The 15375-nt window shown below is 64.3% G+C and carries 18 protein-coding genes; 4 read left to right on the forward strand and 14 right to left on the reverse strand.

Annotated features, from left to right (window positions below; translation table 11 throughout):
* Positions 1 to 21: 21 nt before the first annotated feature.
* The 5 genes from F7P65_RS00570 to F7P65_RS00590 are packed head-to-tail and all read right to left on the reverse strand — an operon-like array spanning position 22 to position 4341.
* A complete protein-coding gene (locus F7P65_RS00570; RefSeq protein WP_420853279.1) occupies positions 22 to 1131 on the reverse strand; it encodes a copper resistance protein B in 1110 nt (369 codons plus the stop codon).
* Entirely contained in the window at positions 1128 to 3011 is a 1884-nt protein-coding gene (locus F7P65_RS00575) for a copper resistance system multicopper oxidase (protein WP_150289930.1), read from the reverse strand. Before F7P65_RS00575 ends, F7P65_RS00570 begins: the two co-directional genes overlap by 4 nt.
* A 51-nt stretch (positions 3012 to 3062) precedes the next feature.
* Positions 3063 to 3626: an RNA polymerase sigma factor gene (locus F7P65_RS00580; RefSeq protein WP_205451858.1), complete on the reverse strand. Its 564-nt coding sequence runs from the start codon at positions 3624 to 3626 to the stop codon at positions 3063 to 3065.
* Positions 3623 to 4063 carry a Spy/CpxP family protein refolding chaperone gene (locus F7P65_RS00585; protein WP_150289931.1) on the reverse strand — a complete coding sequence of 147 codons (441 nt, stop codon included), beginning with the start codon at positions 4061 to 4063 and terminating at the stop codon, positions 3623 to 3625. The genes F7P65_RS00580 and F7P65_RS00585 overlap by 4 nt, the downstream gene beginning before the upstream one ends.
* Entirely contained in the window at positions 4060 to 4341 is a 282-nt protein-coding gene (locus F7P65_RS00590) for a hypothetical protein (protein WP_205451861.1), read from the reverse strand. The genes F7P65_RS00585 and F7P65_RS00590 overlap by 4 nt, the downstream gene beginning before the upstream one ends.
* Positions 4342 to 4469: 128 nt before the next feature.
* Between F7P65_RS00590 and copC the strand changes: the two genes are divergently transcribed.
* Positions 4470 to 4853 carry a copper homeostasis periplasmic binding protein CopC gene (gene copC, locus F7P65_RS00595; protein WP_150289933.1) on the forward strand — a complete coding sequence of 128 codons (384 nt, stop codon included), beginning with the start codon at positions 4470 to 4472 and terminating at the stop codon, positions 4851 to 4853.
* Entirely contained in the window at positions 4853 to 5758 is a 906-nt protein-coding gene (copD, locus tag F7P65_RS00600; RefSeq protein ID WP_150289934.1) for a copper homeostasis membrane protein CopD, read from the forward strand. Before copC ends, copD begins: the two co-directional genes overlap by 1 nt.
* A 6-nt stretch (positions 5759 to 5764) precedes the next feature.
* Here the strand turns inward: copD and F7P65_RS00605 are convergent, their stop codons facing one another.
* Positions 5765 to 6529, reverse strand: a complete 765-nt coding sequence (locus F7P65_RS00605) for a glutaredoxin family protein (RefSeq protein ID WP_150289935.1) — start codon at positions 6527 to 6529, stop codon at positions 5765 to 5767.
* A 74-nt stretch (positions 6530 to 6603) separates the two neighbouring features.
* Here F7P65_RS00605 and F7P65_RS00610 point away from each other — a divergent pair, with 74 nt between their 5' ends.
* Entirely contained in the window at positions 6604 to 6990 is a 387-nt protein-coding gene (locus tag F7P65_RS00610) for a MerR family transcriptional regulator (protein ID WP_205451864.1), read from the forward strand.
* Between the two features lie 204 nt (positions 6991 to 7194).
* Positions 7195 to 8970, forward strand: coding sequence for a chloride channel protein (locus F7P65_RS00615; RefSeq protein WP_150289937.1), 1776 nt, complete (start codon positions 7195 to 7197; stop codon positions 8968 to 8970).
* On the opposite strand, the gene F7P65_RS00620 is transcribed toward F7P65_RS00615, so the two are convergent.
* Genes F7P65_RS00620 through F7P65_RS00655 form a run of 8 tightly spaced genes read right to left on the reverse strand, consistent with a single transcriptional unit; the run spans position 8922 to position 15331 of the window.
* Complete coding sequence (locus tag F7P65_RS00620; protein ID WP_150289938.1) at positions 8922 to 9653, reverse strand: DsbA family protein; 732 nt, start codon at positions 9651 to 9653, stop codon at positions 8922 to 8924. The genes F7P65_RS00615 and F7P65_RS00620 overlap by 49 nt on opposite strands.
* Positions 9654 to 9656: 3 nt before the next feature.
* Positions 9657 to 10289, reverse strand: a complete 633-nt coding sequence (locus F7P65_RS00625) for a DsbA family protein (RefSeq protein WP_150289939.1) — start codon at positions 10287 to 10289, stop codon at positions 9657 to 9659.
* The gene (locus F7P65_RS00630; protein ID WP_150289973.1) at positions 10286 to 11095 is read right to left on the reverse strand and encodes a TlpA disulfide reductase family protein; all 810 of its coding nucleotides are present in this window, start codon (positions 11093 to 11095) and stop codon (positions 10286 to 10288) included. Before F7P65_RS00630 ends, F7P65_RS00625 begins: the two co-directional genes overlap by 4 nt.
* Positions 11095 to 11880, reverse strand: a complete 786-nt coding sequence (locus F7P65_RS00635) for a sulfite exporter TauE/SafE family protein (protein ID WP_150289940.1) — start codon at positions 11878 to 11880, stop codon at positions 11095 to 11097. Before F7P65_RS00635 ends, F7P65_RS00630 begins: the two co-directional genes overlap by 1 nt.
* The gene (locus F7P65_RS00640) at positions 11877 to 13538 is read right to left on the reverse strand and encodes a bifunctional protein tyrosine phosphatase family protein/NAD(P)/FAD-dependent oxidoreductase (RefSeq protein ID WP_150289941.1); all 1662 of its coding nucleotides are present in this window, start codon (positions 13536 to 13538) and stop codon (positions 11877 to 11879) included. The genes F7P65_RS00635 and F7P65_RS00640 overlap by 4 nt, the downstream gene beginning before the upstream one ends.
* Complete coding sequence (locus tag F7P65_RS00645) at positions 13516 to 13977, reverse strand: DUF6691 family protein (RefSeq protein WP_476749599.1); 462 nt, start codon at positions 13975 to 13977, stop codon at positions 13516 to 13518. Before F7P65_RS00645 ends, F7P65_RS00640 begins: the two co-directional genes overlap by 23 nt.
* On the reverse strand, positions 13974 to 14414 hold the full coding sequence (locus tag F7P65_RS00650; RefSeq protein WP_150289942.1) for a YeeE/YedE family protein: 441 nt from the start codon (positions 14412 to 14414) through the stop codon (positions 13974 to 13976). The genes F7P65_RS00645 and F7P65_RS00650 overlap by 4 nt, the downstream gene beginning before the upstream one ends.
* The gene (locus tag F7P65_RS00655; protein WP_150289943.1) at positions 14411 to 15331 is read right to left on the reverse strand and encodes an MBL fold metallo-hydrolase; all 921 of its coding nucleotides are present in this window, start codon (positions 15329 to 15331) and stop codon (positions 14411 to 14413) included. The genes F7P65_RS00650 and F7P65_RS00655 overlap by 4 nt, the downstream gene beginning before the upstream one ends.
* Positions 15332 to 15375 lie beyond the last annotated feature (44 nt).

Here is a 15375-nt window from a genome sequence, read left to right on the forward strand (position 1 = left end):
GGATGGCGACGAAGCTTCTCATCAGAACCAGACCCGCACACCAGCGACGAAACTTGTCGTCGTCGAATCGTCACCGTCGGTGCGCGCATAGCGGGCGCTTTGACCGGTTTTCGCTTCGTAGGAGATGCCGACATACGGCGCGAACTGGCGCGTGATCTCGTAGCGCAGGCGTAGGCCCAGCTCGGCGCTGCTAAGCCCGGCGCCGATGCGATTTTCCGGCACGTCCTGCGCAGCGAGGTTAAGCTCGACGCGCGGCTGCAGGACCAGGCGCTGCGTCAGGCGCTGATCATAATAGCCTTCAAGGCGGCCGAGCACGTCTCCCTTGTCAGACAGAAATGCCGCGCCTTCGACCTCGAACCAGTAGGGCGCGAGGCCCTCGAACCCGATCACGGCATAGGTGCGCGACGGGCCAGGCTTGAAGTCGTGCCGGACGCCGGCCTGGAGGTTGAAGTAGGGGCCGATGGCGCGGCTGTAGAGCGCCTGCACCTCGGCGGCTTCGACGCCCTTGCGCAGCACGCCTTCGCCCTCGGACTTGATGGTCAGCCGGTTGATGTCGCCCCCCAGCCACGCCTCGCCGTCCCAGCGATAGCCGTCGCGGCCTTTGCGCGCCTGATATTCGGCGAGGTTGAACATCACCGTTGCCATCGTCTGCCCGCCGCTCTCGCGCATCATCATGTCGCGGGCATGCGCCATGTCGGCCGGCGGGAACTGGCGATCGGCATAGTGGTCCATCGGCGGTGTTGGCGCGGGCGCGCTTCCGGCAGGCAGATCGGTGCCGACTGGTTCTCCGGAGGACATCGCCGCCATGTCATGTCCGCGATGGTCGGCCGGCATGTCCATGCCCGGCATCGTATCCTGATCCTTGGCCGGCGCCGACTGAGCCGGACTGGCCATGCCGCTCATGTCGTGGCCTTCGTGACCAGTGGGCGCTGGGGCAGCAGGCTTCGCTGCGGGTTGCGGTCGGCGCGGCGCGGGTGTGGTGGCCTTGGGTTTTGGCTTCGGCTTAGGTTTGGGTTTGGCCGTCGGCATGACCATGCCCGGCATGTCATGCATCGAGTGCTCCTGTGCGGCGGCCGGCGTCGCGAGCGCAAAGACGGCGCTCGCCGACAGCAGCATGGCGAGACGCATCAAGCCGCGTCTCCCTTCGGGCGCACGCTGACGACGCGCATCATGCCCGCGGCCATGTGGTAGAGCAGGTGGCAGTGAAACGCCCAGTCGCCGACCGCGTCGGCGGTGAAGTCCCAGGTGACGATGCCGCCGGGCTGGACGATCACCGTATGCTTGCGGGGGCGATGATCGCCATGCCCCGTCACCAGCTCGAAGAAATGGCCGTGGATGTGGATCGGGTGGGCCATCATGCTGTCGTTGATGAGGTTCACCCGCACCCGCTCGCCCTCGATGAACGGGATCGGCTCATGGACGTCCGACATCTTCTCGCCGTCGAGCGACCACATGAACCGCTCCATGTTGCCGGTGAGGTGAATGTCGATGCTGCGCGAGGGCGCGCGGACGTCGGGATTGCGTGTCAGCGCCATCAGGTCGCGATAGACCAGCACCTTGTGCCCGACATCGGCGAGGCCCTGGCCTGGTTCGCCAGTGCGATCGACCGGCATTGGCGAGATCGTCTGCACGCCCGGTCCGCGCTTCACCTGCGGCGCATTGCCGAAATCGCGCATGCTCATCGAGCCCATGTCGTGGCCGGCCATTGCGCCGCCCGACATTTCGCCATGATCCATCCCCGGCATCGCCGAATGGTCCATTGCACCATGATTCATCGGGCCGTGATCCATCCCGGCCATCGGCACAACGGCAGGGGTTCCCGGCGTCGCGAGCGTTCGCGAGACATTCTGCTCGGCGCTGGGATCGACGCCGCGCGGCGGCATGTCGCCGCCCATATCCATGCCCATGTCCTTCATGGTGGCGAGCGGGCGCTGGCGCAGGGGCGGGACCGGCGCGATCATGCCAGCGCGCGGCGCGAGCGTTGCGCGAGCCATGCCCGACCGATCGACCGCCTCGCCTACCAGCGTGAACGCCTTGTCCTCGGTCGGCGTGACGATCAGGTCATAGGTCTCGGCGACGCCGATCTGGAACTCGTCGACCGCGACCGGCATCACATTCTGTCCGTCGGCCTGCACGATCATGAGCTTGAGCCCGGGAATGCGGACGTTGAATGTCGTCATCGACGAGGCGTTGATCACGCGGAGCCGAACACGCTCGCCCGGGGTGAACAGCGCCGTCCAGTTATCGGCCGGCCCATGTCCATTGACGAGATAGGTGTAGGCCGCTCCGGTGACGTCGGAGATGTCGGCTGGATCCATCCGCATCTTGCCCCAGTCGATCCGGTCCTTGAGCTTCTGGTCGCGACCCGAAAGGAGTCCTGACAGCGTCTGGCGCTGGAAGTTGAAATGGCCCGGATTGACCTTCATCCGGCGGAAGATCGCCTCGGGCGACAGCTGGCTGTGGTCCGACAGCACGATCACATGCTCGCGGTCAAACTGGACCGGATCGGTGCTGGCGGGATCGATCACGATCGGGCCGTAGAGGCCAAGCTGCTCCTGGAAGCCCGAATGGCTGTGATACCAATAGGTGCCGCTCTGCCGCACCGGGAACTCGTAGAGATAGCTCGAGCGCGGCTTGATCCCCGGAAAAGAAATGCCGGGCACGCCGTCATGCTCCGGCGGGACCAGCAGGCCATGCCAATGGACAGAACTGTCCTCGTCGAGATCGTTGATGACGTTCAGCCGTATCTTCTGGCCTTCGCGCAGCCGGATCAGTGGCGCGGGCACCGTGCCGTTGATCCCGATCGCGGGCGAGCGGTGGCCGTCAATCGTCATCATCTGCCGGGCGATGCGCAGCGTTATGTCGTCGCCCGAGACGGTCGGCAGCGGCGCGATCAGGCCTTGCGATACCGGCTGCGCCCAGGCGGGCATCCATGCCGCGAGCGCTGCGGTGCCGCCGGCCAATCCAAGTCCGCGCAGCAGCGCGCGCCGATCGACGGTCGAGAAATCCATGAAATTGCAGTCCCTGTCGCGTGCGTATGGGTGGTTTACGCAGCGATGGCTTCAACCCCTCAGCATCTCCTCCAGCTTTTTGCGGGCGCGGTAGAGCCTGGTCTCGACAGCCTTGTCGCCGATCCCAAGGGTCTCGGCGGTCTCGGCCTGGCTCATGCCCTCGATGGCGCGCAGGACGAGTACCTGCCGGAGGTTCGCCGGCAGTTCGGCGATGGCCGCCATCGTCCGTTCCAGCTCCCGCCGGTCGGCGATCTGCACATCGCTTGCGGCAGTGGTGTCGGCGACGGCATGCGCCTCCTCGATCGGCCGGGCGAAGGTGAAAAAGCGGCGGACCGCCCGGCGCCGCGACCAGTCGCGCGCCTTGTTGATCGCGATCCGACCGATCCATGCGCGGAAGGGGCGCTCGGCGTCATAGCGCGCCAGCGCGGCAAAGGCGGCGATGAAGGTCTGCTGGGTCAGATCCACCGCTGCGTCGCCATCGCCGACGAGGCCGCGCAACAACCGGAATACACTTTCGCGATGCCGCCGCATAAGTTCCGAATAGGCCGCCTGCCGCTTGGCCAGCGCGAGCGCCGCCAGCTCGCCGTCCGAGCAGCCGGCGAGATCGAGGCTCACCGGTCCTTGGCCGTCAGCGCCTTGACGACTGCGGCATCGAACTTGGCCGCCTGATCGGGTTTGAGCACGGCACGCATGGCGAAGATGTGTTCGAGCGTCTCCTTCTGGAGCTGGCCCATTGCTTGGTGCGAGCGATCGACCGCCGCGCCGACGGCGGGGCCATAGCCATGTTCGGACTGGATGGCATCGGCGAGCGTCGCATTGTCGGCGCGCAGCTCAAGCTCCAACGCCTGTTTGCGCAGCGCGAAGCGGCGTTCGATCTCCTCCATGCGTGCCCTCTGGCCGCTGTCGAGATCAAGGTCATGGTGCAGCAGCGCATGGAGTTCATTCTCGACCGGAGCGGGCCGTGCGATGAAAGCGCGGCCGATAAACGCGCCGGCGACCGCCGCCAAAAAAGCGATGACGGCGATCAGGAGCAACCGACGCCGGTCGGTCATTCCGCCGTTCCCAGCAGCGTCGATGGCGCGAGCGCGGTGGGGGCACCGAACGGGGCGATCGAGGGCGCGGGTTCGGTATAGCCGGGGAATGCCGCGCCGAGCAGCCCAACCACGAGCGCGAAGCTGGCGGCGATCCCAACCAGCGAGCCCGACAGCGGTTGGCCATGTGCGTCCCGTGCGGCGATACCGTCGAACACGGCGGCCTCTATTCCAGCAAGCCGCGGATCGACCGGCATGTCATGCAGGCGCCGCAAGGCTGTATCGACGTCCATCATCATCACTCCATGCGTCTCGCCAGCATACGCAGCCGGGCGTCTCGCCCCTCGGCCCCATGCAGATATTTTGTCGTCGAGGGATAGCAGATCGGGCTGCGTATTGAATGCTTGTAAACAGTTGGAGTGGTTCGATGAACAAGACGATGATGCTCTCTGCGCTGACTGCGCTGTCGTTGGGTGTGGCCGCTCCTGCCTTTGCGCATCCCAAACTGGTGAGCAGCACGCCTGCCGCCGCCGCGACGGTGAGCGCGCCGCGTCAGGTCACCTTCACGTTCAGCGAGACGTTGATGCCCGCGCTGTCCGGCGCCGAGATCGTGATGAGCGGAATGCCCGGCATGAAGGATCATCCGCCGATGAAGATCAACGGCGCGAGGACCAGCGTGGGCGCCGACGGCAAGACCTTGCAGATCACATTCGGCCGGCCGCTTGGCGTAGGCAGCTATGCCGTCAACTGGCACGCGGTTTCTGGTGATACCCACCGCGTGACCGGCAGCGTAACCTTCACCGTCCGGTGATGCCCGACTGGTCGCTGGTGGCGGTGCGCTGGGGGCTGTATCTCGCCCTTGGCGCTTTGTTCGGCCTTCCTGCATTCTCGATCTACGGATTGCCGCGGGTGGCGCGCGCTACGGCTTTGACGCTGCGATTGCCTGTGATCGCACTGTCGGGGATCGGCGTCGCCTTGAGCGCGGCCGCCATCCTGCTAATGACGGCTGCGATGTCGGGGGTCGGCGTCATGGCGATCGATCGCGCAACGCTGACCATGATCTTGACCCAGACCAGCATCGGCTGGGCGTGGATCGCGCGCGTCGTCGGCCTGTTCGGTATCCTGCTGCTCGCCTTCCCGGCAGGGCGCTGGACCCGCATTCATAGCTGGTGCTCGACTGTGCTGGCCGCGATAGCTGTCGCCAGCCTTGCCTGGACCGGGCATGGCGCGGCCGGCGAAGGCGCCCTCGGCACCGTCCAGCTCGTCGGCGACATCATCCATCTGCTAGCAGCGTCAGCCTGGGTCGGTGCGCTGGTCGCATTCCTGATGCTAATGAGCGCGGCCCGCGAGCCCGAGGCGCTTGCAGTCGCGCATGCGGCCCTGACGGGCTTCTCGCGCGCGGGAACGATCATCGTCGGCCTGCTCATCGGGACCGGCCTGCTCAATCTCTACATCCTCGTCGGGCCAGACCGCCTGCTGGCGCTTGGCGCGAGCGACTATGGACGTCTGCTGCTCGCCAAGCTCGCCTTGTTCGGGCTGATGCTGGTGCTTGCGGCCGGCCATCGCTGGCGACTCGCACCGGCTCTGGGCAATGACCCCGGGCCTGCCGCTATCGCCCGACTGCGAACCAGCCTCTGGCTGGAATATTCCGCAGCGCTCGCGATCTTGGCGGCGGTGGCGTGGCTGGGCACGCTGGCGCCGCCCTCCGCGCTCTAACGCCCGTCAGCCATGCATCATGCCGAGCACCGCTGATCCCATCCAGATGGCCATCGCAACCATCATCACATTCTCGGTCAGCGAGACGAAGCCGAGCGGCACCTTGCTCGATCCGCCGACACAGGCGCATTTGATCTCGCGCTTGTCGATATAGACCGCCTTGAACACCGATACCGCACCGATCCCCCCGATCACCAGCGCCACCGGCGCCGACAGCCAGGTCAGGACACCGGCGGTCATCAGCACGCCAGCCGCACCTTCGGCGAACGGATAGACATAGGAATAGGGAACCCAGCGCCGCGCCAGCAGGTCGTAGTTGAGGAACATCGACGAGAACCGCTCGACATCCTGCAGCTTGAGCAGCGCCAGCACGCACATGCTGAGCGAGATGAACCATTCGGCGGCGTGCATCGTAAGCGGCGTGCCATAGACCGACTGGCTCAACGCCAGCGCCATGAGCGTGGTCATCGCGAAGACCGCGATCACCGGCGTATAGCTGGTCGCGTCGGGATCGGGCACCGACTTGCCGAAGAAGCGGCGCAGATCGTCATAACCGCCGATCCGCTGGCCATTGATGAAGGTCTGCGGCGTGGTCTTCACATCATGCTCGGCCTTGAACGCGTCAGTCTCAGCACGGGTTGTCAGCCAGCGATCCTCGACCGCATAGGCTTGGGTCTTGAGCAGGTGCTTCGCCTTCAGGCCGTAAGGACAGATATGCTCGGGCATTACCATGCGGTAGAGCGTCGCGCGCTTGGGGGATTGGTCAGTCATTCCGGGTCCTTATCGCCTTGCGGTTGATCGGTTCCCATCCATATAGGTGCTGTACCATGGTACGGAGTCAAGGCATGGGAACGCTGACGATCGGCAAGCTCGCTGCGAAGGGTGGCGTTGGCGTCGAGACCGTGCGCTATTATCAGCGGCGAGGGTTGTTGGCCGAGCCGACGCGCGACAACGGCATCCGGCGGTACGGCGACGACGATGTCCATCGCTTGCGTTTCATCCGCTCGGCGCAGGCCGCAGGGTTCACGCTTGAGGAAATCGGAGAATTGCTTAGCCTGGACGCATTGCAGGACCGCACCCGGGCGCATGCACTCGCCGAAGCTCGAATCGTGGCGATCGACGCCAAGATCGTCGAATTACAGTCAGCGCGGGCTTCACTTGCGCGTCTCGCCACTGAATGCGCTGGAAACACCTCTGTTGCATGCCCGATCATCTCGGCATTCGAGGCCTAGCGTGATCGAGCATCCGTCGGCGGTGGGTGAGGGGCTTAGCGCCCTCCTGTAGAAGGCGCGTGTAGAAGACAAGAGTCGATTAGAGGTGCCGAGCACGGCGCAATCTGCAATGTGCGAGAGTGTCGATGCTCAAAGCGTGGCGTAAAATCGCGGATTGAAAGCCGGACCCGTGGCAGAATCATGGGGATCGTGAGAATGTGGTAGATGGTCCAGTCAAGATCGCGCGTGCCGCGCCTTCCAAGAGCGCTTCGGCGCGGTCCGGCATGGCTTCGCTGGATCGGTGGTCAAATCCGGTCCTTCGAGATTCTGTTCGTCCTTCTTGCAATTCTGATTGGAATGGCTGCGGGACTCTTCGCCGTCCTGCAGGGCGCGATCGCACGAACCCTCCAGCATTATCTCTTCGGCCTACCTGACGGTGTGCGGTTGAGCGGAAGCCCGTCGTTAAGTTGGTGGCAGCTGTTCCTGCTACCGGCCGGCGGTGCGATCCTTGTCGGGTTCAACTACGCGGTGAAGGCGCGGCGGCGATCACTGGTCGATGCCGTCGAGGCCAACGCACTGCACGGTGGCCGCATGTCGTCGACCGACAGCGCGATCGTGTCCGGGCAAACGATCATATCCAATGGCTTTGGCGCATCGGTCGGGCTTGAGGCTGCCTATGCGCAGCTCGGCGCACTCGCAGGTTCGCTCTCGGCGCGTTGGCTTAGCCTTCGGCGCACGGACGTGCGAACTTTGGTCGGCTCGGGAGCGGGCGCAGCCATCGCGGCGGCTTTCGGTGCTCCGCTTGCAGGCGCGTTCTATGCGTTCGAAGTCGTGATCGGCGCATACAGCCCTGCGGCGATCGCACCGGTTGTGGCGGCCGCCCTGGCCGGCGCACAAACGGCGCAGCGGCTGGGCGTGGTTCCGTACATTGTCGATGTAAGACCAGGCCCGGAGATTCATACGCTCGGCTATCTCATCTATGCCGGGTTGGGCGTCGGCTGCGCGCTGATCGGTATTGCGATCATGCGCGCGGTCGCGCTGGTCGAAAGCTCGTCGCGCGCTGTCTTTCCTTCCTGGGCACGCCCTGTCGTCGGCGGTGCCATTCTCGCCCTGATCGCTCTGGCGTCTCCCCAGGTTCTCTCAGCGGGGCACAGTGCACTGCACATCGATTTGATATCGTCGGCGCCATTGATCGTGCTCGCGATCATTCTTGGCGCCAAGGCGCTGGCGTCGGTCGTATCGCTTGGGTTCGGATTTCGAGGAGGCCTGTTCTTCGCGTCGCTCTTTCTGGGAACACTGGTTGGCCAGCTCTATGCGGGCGGTCTTGCCTGGGTCGCCGGGCAGCCGGTCGTCGATCCCGGAAATGCCGCGATGGTCGGCATGGCTGCGATGGCTGTGGCGATCATTGGTGCACCGTTCACCATGGCGATGCTGGTTCTCGAAGCGACCGGCAATTTCAGCCTGACGGGCGCGGTCCTTGCGGCAAGCCTGGTTGCATCCATCATCGTCCGCCAGTTCTTCGGCTATTCCTTCTCGACCTGGCGCCTGCACCTTCGCGGCGAGACGATCCGCAGCGCCCGCGATGTCGGATGGGTGAAGACGCTGACGGCTGGTCGGATGATGCGACGCGAACCCAATCTGGCGGCGACCAACATCTCGATCGGCGAGTTTCGTCGTCGCTTCCCCCTGGGATCGACGAGTCGGGTGGTGCTCGTCGACGACGCGCAATGCTACGCCGGTATCATCGATCCAGCGCTGGCATTTGCCGAGGTGCACGAAGGAAGCGCGCCGGTAGGCTCATTGGATGTGTCGAGGGATTTCATCCTTCGCCCCGACATGGACATCGTCGAGGTGATGCAGGCGTTCGATGAGGCGCAGACGGATGAACTCGCTATCATTGACGATCGGTCACAGGTTCTGGGCATCTTGACCGAAGCCTATGTGCGCCGGCGCTATGCCGAAGAGTTGGAAAAGGCGCAGCGCGAGATGTTCGGAGAGTGAGCGCAACACACTGATCGAGCTGCGCGGGCGCTTTTTCGTGCAATGTCTCGACCGAGAGCAAATGCTCGCCGAAATTCACTCTCGTTCATTGCTCCGGAAACGAGATACGGCCCGGCGAGATACGCAGGCGTGCCGACGATGTTCAGGCGAAACGCGTCACCTTGGTTCCGAGCGAGCGTCAGATCGATCGCGGTAGACTTTTCGATGAGATCTCGCTCGATCCTGTTCCAGTCGCCGCCCGCCGCCTCAACGGCCTGACGCAATACAGCAGGCGTCAGCGCTCGACGCTCATCCATCAACACACGGTGAACCGCAGGGTAAATGCCCTGAAAATTCGAAGCGATGGCGACGCGGGCCGCCTTCTTGGAAACTGGCCCGAAGATCGGCAGATCTCGGTAGAGCACGCGGACGCGGCCGTCTGCTTCGACCGCCCGTTCCATAGCGGGATGCGCGAGCTTGCAGGCGGGACACTGATAGTCGGTGAAAACGACAAGGGTGAGGTCCGCATTCTTGGCCGGTCGCTCCGGGCCCTTCTTGCTGACCAGAATCTCGCGCGCTCCACTATTGTCGCTGACATCCTGTCCGAGTGGCGCCGTGTATTGCAGGACGAAGCTGATCACGAGGCCGATGGTCACCACCACCCCCAACCATATCAGCTCGCGCCGGGAGAGCGATTTTGCCATCACTCACTTGGCCTTTCTCGCGTCGGCACGGGCCTGCGCGACAGCCGTACGCATTGCCGGGAGATCGAGCGCGCCAGGCACGAGGTAGTTGCCGATGATGAGGCCCGGCGTCCCACTCAAACCGATCGCCATTGCCTGCCGGTTGGTCCGCGCCAGCAGTGCATCAATCTCACTCTTGTGGGTCTTGAGGTCGGCTTGCAGGCGAGGCCAATTGACACCGGCGCGATCGGCGGCGGTGCGAATGCCGGCGCTGTCCAGCTTCCCGCTGGCCGAATGCAGCGCGTCGTTGAATACGGCATGCTTACCCTGCCACTGGCTGGCGATTGCCGCGCGGGCAGCCTCGACCGAGGCTCCGCCAAAGATGGGCCAGTCGCGATAGACTAGACGGATCTTGGGGTCCGAGGTGAGAAGCGCCTTGAGGACGGGGTGCATGCGCTTGCAGTAAGGGCAGTTATAGTCGGCGAACTCGACGATCGTTATGTCATAGCCGCGTGGCGCGACCTTTGGCGCGACGGCATCTTCAAAGATCGCAGCGCGCGATACGTCAGCAGGCTGCTGCGCGCATGACGATGATAGCGGCACTGCGACCAAGAAAAGCGCGGCCATCACGCGTGGCAAATGCCTGTGCAGGGTCATCGATGGTTCCTTGCGATGTCGATACCGTCTGCAAGTGCGGCGCGCGATATCTCGCCAAGCTGGAACTGGACGATGGTGCCGTCGGCCGCGACGAACGCGGTTGCGGGATATCCGGCGATCGCAAGGGCTCGACTGAGCGAACGATCATGGTCTAGCGCCACGCTGCTCTCGCCAAGCTTCTCCCGCGCCATGAATGCAGCGACCACTGCGGCATCCTCGCCCTGATTGGCGAGGAGGATCGGCACCGAGTCTTTGCGATTGGTCGCTCCGACAAGCATCGGCAGTTCACGCCGGCACGGACCGCACCAGGTTGCCCAGAGGTTGACGACAAACGGGCGACCCCGGAGTTTTTGCAGATCGAGAGAAGTGCCGTCGATCGCCGCGAGCTTTGTGTGGTAAGGGAACGGGCCATAGTTCACCGGCGGGATCCATGCCTGGAGCGCAATCCACAGGAGCGAAGGAACCGCCAGCGCGCCAAATGCCGGAACGAGGGCGCGTGTAAGTCCGAGCCTGACGGCCAGCAGAATGGCCGCGCCGACGATCCCAGCGACGGGCGAAAATCCACCCTGCCAGATCGCCAGGGCTGACCAGGGATCGTCGCGGTAGCTCGACCAGCGCAGCGCAACATAGCCTATGCGGGCGGCGACCAATCCGGCCACGACCGCACTTGTTGCCACGGCCGAAACACGCGCTGCGCCGCGCCGCTCGGCGAAAGCCGCCAGCGCAAGAAATGCCACGGTGCAGAGAACGGCAAGTCCGCGATCGACTGCGATCAGCAGCGGCCCGACGGTAATGGCACGTCCCATCACGCAAATGCGCCCGCGCTTTTCCACAGCATGTAAGCGGCGACCGCGAAGATCAGCACGGCGAACACGGTGGTGAGCGCGCCTCGGCTTTCCGACAGCCGCCGCGCGGCGACAATGCCCAACAGGCCGCCAACGATGCCGCCGATGATGAACACGCCCGCAAGCGGCCAGTCCACCAGTCCGGAAAAGGCATAGTTGAGCGCCGTGGTGAGCCCGAACGCCGCCACTGCGACCAGCGAGGTGCCAACGGCGTTCAGCATCGGCATGCGCGTCGAGCCGATCAGGCCGGGGACGATCAGGAACCCGCCGCCGATCCCGAAGAAGCCCGAAAAAAGGCCGGTTGCAAGGCCGAACCCCAGCACCTTGGGTGCATTCTCACGGTTGCACTGAGCGCCGGGAATACCCTGCGCCTTCCGGCCGCGGATCATCGCGATGCCGACCACCACCATGACGAGCGCGAACAGGAACAGGAGGCGACCGCCGTCGAACGCCTTGCCCGCGGTCGAGCCGGCGAGTGCTCCCACGACACCAGCGGCGGCATACATCCCGCCACATCTCCATTTTACCGTGCCGGCCCGCGCATGCCCGATCAGCCCGGTCGCGGCATTGGCAGCAACAGCGAACGCGCTGGTGCCGATCGCCATATGCGCGCTCGGCACGCCGACCAGATAGACCATGAGCGGCACGGCGAGGATCGAACCTCCGCCGCCGACCAGACCGAGCGTGAAGCCGACCAGTGCGCCCGACACCGCGCCGAGCAGATACTGGATCGGCTCGAGCATCATGCGGAAGCGCCGATCCGGTGCGGCTTGGCCATCAGCTCATGGCCCTTGAGCATCGCGTTCCAGTAGAGGGGCGGCAGCAGCCGCTCCTTGAGGAACCAGGCTGCCCTCGTGGGCCTGGTTCCGTCGATCAGCCAGCTTGGGAAGCTTGGCAGCAGCTTGCCACCATAACCGAATTCGGCGAGCACGATCTTGCCCCGCTCGACGGTCAGCGGGCACGACCCATAGCCGTCATAGTCGGCGACCGGTGGTTTGCCATCGAGGGCCGCCAGCACATTGACTGCGACCACCGGAGCCTGCTTGCGTGCTGCCGCAGCAGTCTTCGCATTGCTGGTGCCAGCACCGTCGCCCAACCCGAAGACATTCTCATATCGCTTGTGGCGCAGCGTTGCTTCATCGACCTCGATGAAGCCGCTGGTGGCTGCAAGCGGACTCTTCGCCACCACGTCGAGCGACACCTGTGGCGGTACAGCGTGGAGCATGTCGAACTCGCGCTCGATCCGAGTGATCTCGCCGTCTCTCTTGCGTTCGAAAGTCGCGATGCGCCGATCCCCGTCAACAGCGATCAGGTTGGATTCGAGCTGCAGGTCGATCCCGTACTTCGCGATATAGTCCATCAGTGCCGGAACGTAGGTCGCCACCCCGAATAGGACGGCGCCGGCATTGTGAAACTCGACATCGATCTGAGGCAGAACACCGGCTTCACGCCAGATATCGCAGGACAGATACATGGCCTTCTGCGGAGCGCCCGCGCATTTGATCGGCATCGCGGGCTGGGAAAACAGCGCGCGACCCGACTTCACCTGCTTGACCAGCTGGTGCGTGTAGGGCGCAAGATCGAAGCGATAGTTGGAGGTGACGCCGTTCTTGCCCAGCGCCGCTTCCAGCCCGTCTATCTTCTCCCAGGCCAGGCGGAGCCCTGGTGCGGCGACAAGGACGCGGTAGGTCAGCGTGCGACCGTCAGCCAGTTCGACCGCGTTGCGATCGGGCTCGAAGCCGCTGGCCGCGACCTTCAACCACTCGACGCCTGCGGGCATGACATCGGCCTCCGCCTTGCGCGTTTGCTCTGGCGTGAACACGCCCGCGCCGACCATCGTCCACCCGGGCTGGTAGAAATGGTCAGTGGCAGGATCGACGATCGCGATCGTCACCTTGGCGTTGCGCTTGAGCATGCTGGACGCGGTGGCGATGCCGGCCGCACCACCACCGACGATAACGACGTCATAGGTCATGGACTGGCCCTTTCTGCGGCGCTGAAGTTGCGGTTCGAGCGAAGCGATGTCGTAATCAGCCCCGGCCGCTTGCCGCACGAGACTAGCCGGGTCCGAGGCCTTGGCATTCGCCAGCGCCCACAGCGTCGTCGATCGCGCGCCACTGCGGCAGTAAGCGACAATCGGCTTGGGCAGCGTCGTGAGCGCCTGTGCCATCGCGTCGGCGTCCGCGTCGCCGGCTTTTCCGGACTCGATCGGAATATGGGCAAATGCCATCCCACGCCGCTCTGCTTCGGCCTGAACGGCGGCCGCTTCGGGCTGGCCGGTCTCCTCCCCGTCAGGACGGTTGGAAATGATCGCGCGGAAACCCTCGCGCGCCGCGCGGGCGACATCGCCGAGGCTAAGCTGCGGCGACACTGAAAGGCTGTCATCCAGCCGTTTGAACGCCATGTCGCTCTCCTTTATTGATGGGCCGGGCTGTCGGCAGCAAGCGGAACAGGCCGAAGCCCGCCGCCATGCCGATGCAGAAAATGAGCGCCGGGACCGGCGCGACCGCCAGCGCGGCGACTGCGGGTCCGGGACATAGGCCGGCCAGGCCCCAGCCAATGCCGAACAATGCAGCGCCGGCGATCAGCCGTGTGTCGATCGGTCTTGTTGGGGGCAGGTCAAAGTCGGTTGCGACGACCGGTCGCTGACGACGACGAACGACTGCCCAAGCGATCGCCATAGGGACGAGCGCTCCGCCCATCACGAAGGCAAGGGTCGGATCCCAGGCGCCACCGATATCGAGGAAGGCTCGGACGCGGGCAGGATCAATCATGCCCGAAACTGCGAGACCGGCGCCAAACAGCATGCCGCATCCAAGCGAGACAATCACTTGCCGGATCATAGGCCAGCCCCAAAGGTCCGGAGGATCGTCACGGTGGCGATGCCGGACGCCATGAACGTAGCCGTCGCCGCCAATGAACGGGGTGAAAGCCGAGCGATGCCAACCACACCGTGACCGCTGGTACAGCCTGAGCCCAGCCGGGTTCCGAACCCCACGATGAGGCCGGCTATCGCCAACATCGCGAGCGATGCGGGGAAATGTGCCTCGATCTCCGTCATCGCGCCGATAAGTGCGGCACCAAGCGGCAGACCGAGGGTGAATGCGATCGCGATCGCGCGCGGAGCACCGGATGCGGCAAGGCCCGCGGCGCGGGCGAACAAGCCGCTGCAACCCGCGACACGACCATTGGCAAGCAACATCAGCGCCGCAGCACAACCGATCATCAGGCCACCGATCAGCCCGTGGAGCGGAACCGCCTGCGGAAAGCCCGGTATCACAACACGTCCAGCGGGATTTTCAGGTAGCGGGTACCGTTTGGCTCTGCCTCGGGCAGATGACCGCCGCGCATATTGACCTGGATCGATGGGAAGATGAGCTTCGGCATCGAAAGCGTCGCGTCGCGCTTCGTGCGCATCGACACGAAGTCATCTTCGTCAACGCCTTCATGAACATGCACATTGCCGGTGCGCTGCGCCCCAACGGTTGTTTCCCAGACATATTTGTCGCGCCCGGCCGCCTTATAATCGTGGCAAAGGAACAGGCGGGTTTCGGGCGGCAGTTTAAGCAAACGACGGATCGACCGGAACAGCTCGCGAGCGTCGCCGCCGGGGAAATCGGCGCGGGCTGTGCCATAGTCCGGCATGAACAACGTGTCGCCAGTGAACACGGCGTCACCGACGACATAGGCAAGGTCTGCCGGAGTGTGGCCCGGCACATGCAGTGCTACCGCGTCGATCTCCCCGATCGTGAAACGGTCGCCGTCATCGAACAAGCGATCGAACTCGGATCCGTCGCGCTCGAACTCGGTGCCGGCGTTGAAGATCTTGCCGAACACATTCTGCACCCGGATGATCTCGCGCCCGATGGCAATCTTCCCGCCGAGAGCCTTCTGCAGATACGGGGCCGCCGACAAGTGATCGGCATGGGCGTGCGTCTCGAGCAGCCAATCGATCGTCAGACCCTCGGCTTTCACGAACGCAATAATCGCATCAGCCGACGCGGTGTCTGTGCGGCCGGCCGCCGAGTCGAAGTCGAGGACACTATCGATGATCGCCGCGCGCTTGGTCACTGGATCCCACGCCACATAGCTCGCCGTGTTGGTCGGTTCGTCGAAGAACGAGCGGATTTCGGCCTTTATGTTGGTCCGCAGCGAAGCGCGGACCAGCTTCGTCGCATGGTCAAGCGCTGGGTCCATCGCGCAAATCCTTTAATGATTACATTGTTTATGTAATTTATAAA

The organism is Sphingobium estronivorans (genome assembly GCF_008692605.1).
In the GTDB taxonomy this organism is placed as follows: domain Bacteria; phylum Pseudomonadota; class Alphaproteobacteria; order Sphingomonadales; family Sphingomonadaceae; genus Sphingobium; species Sphingobium estronivorans.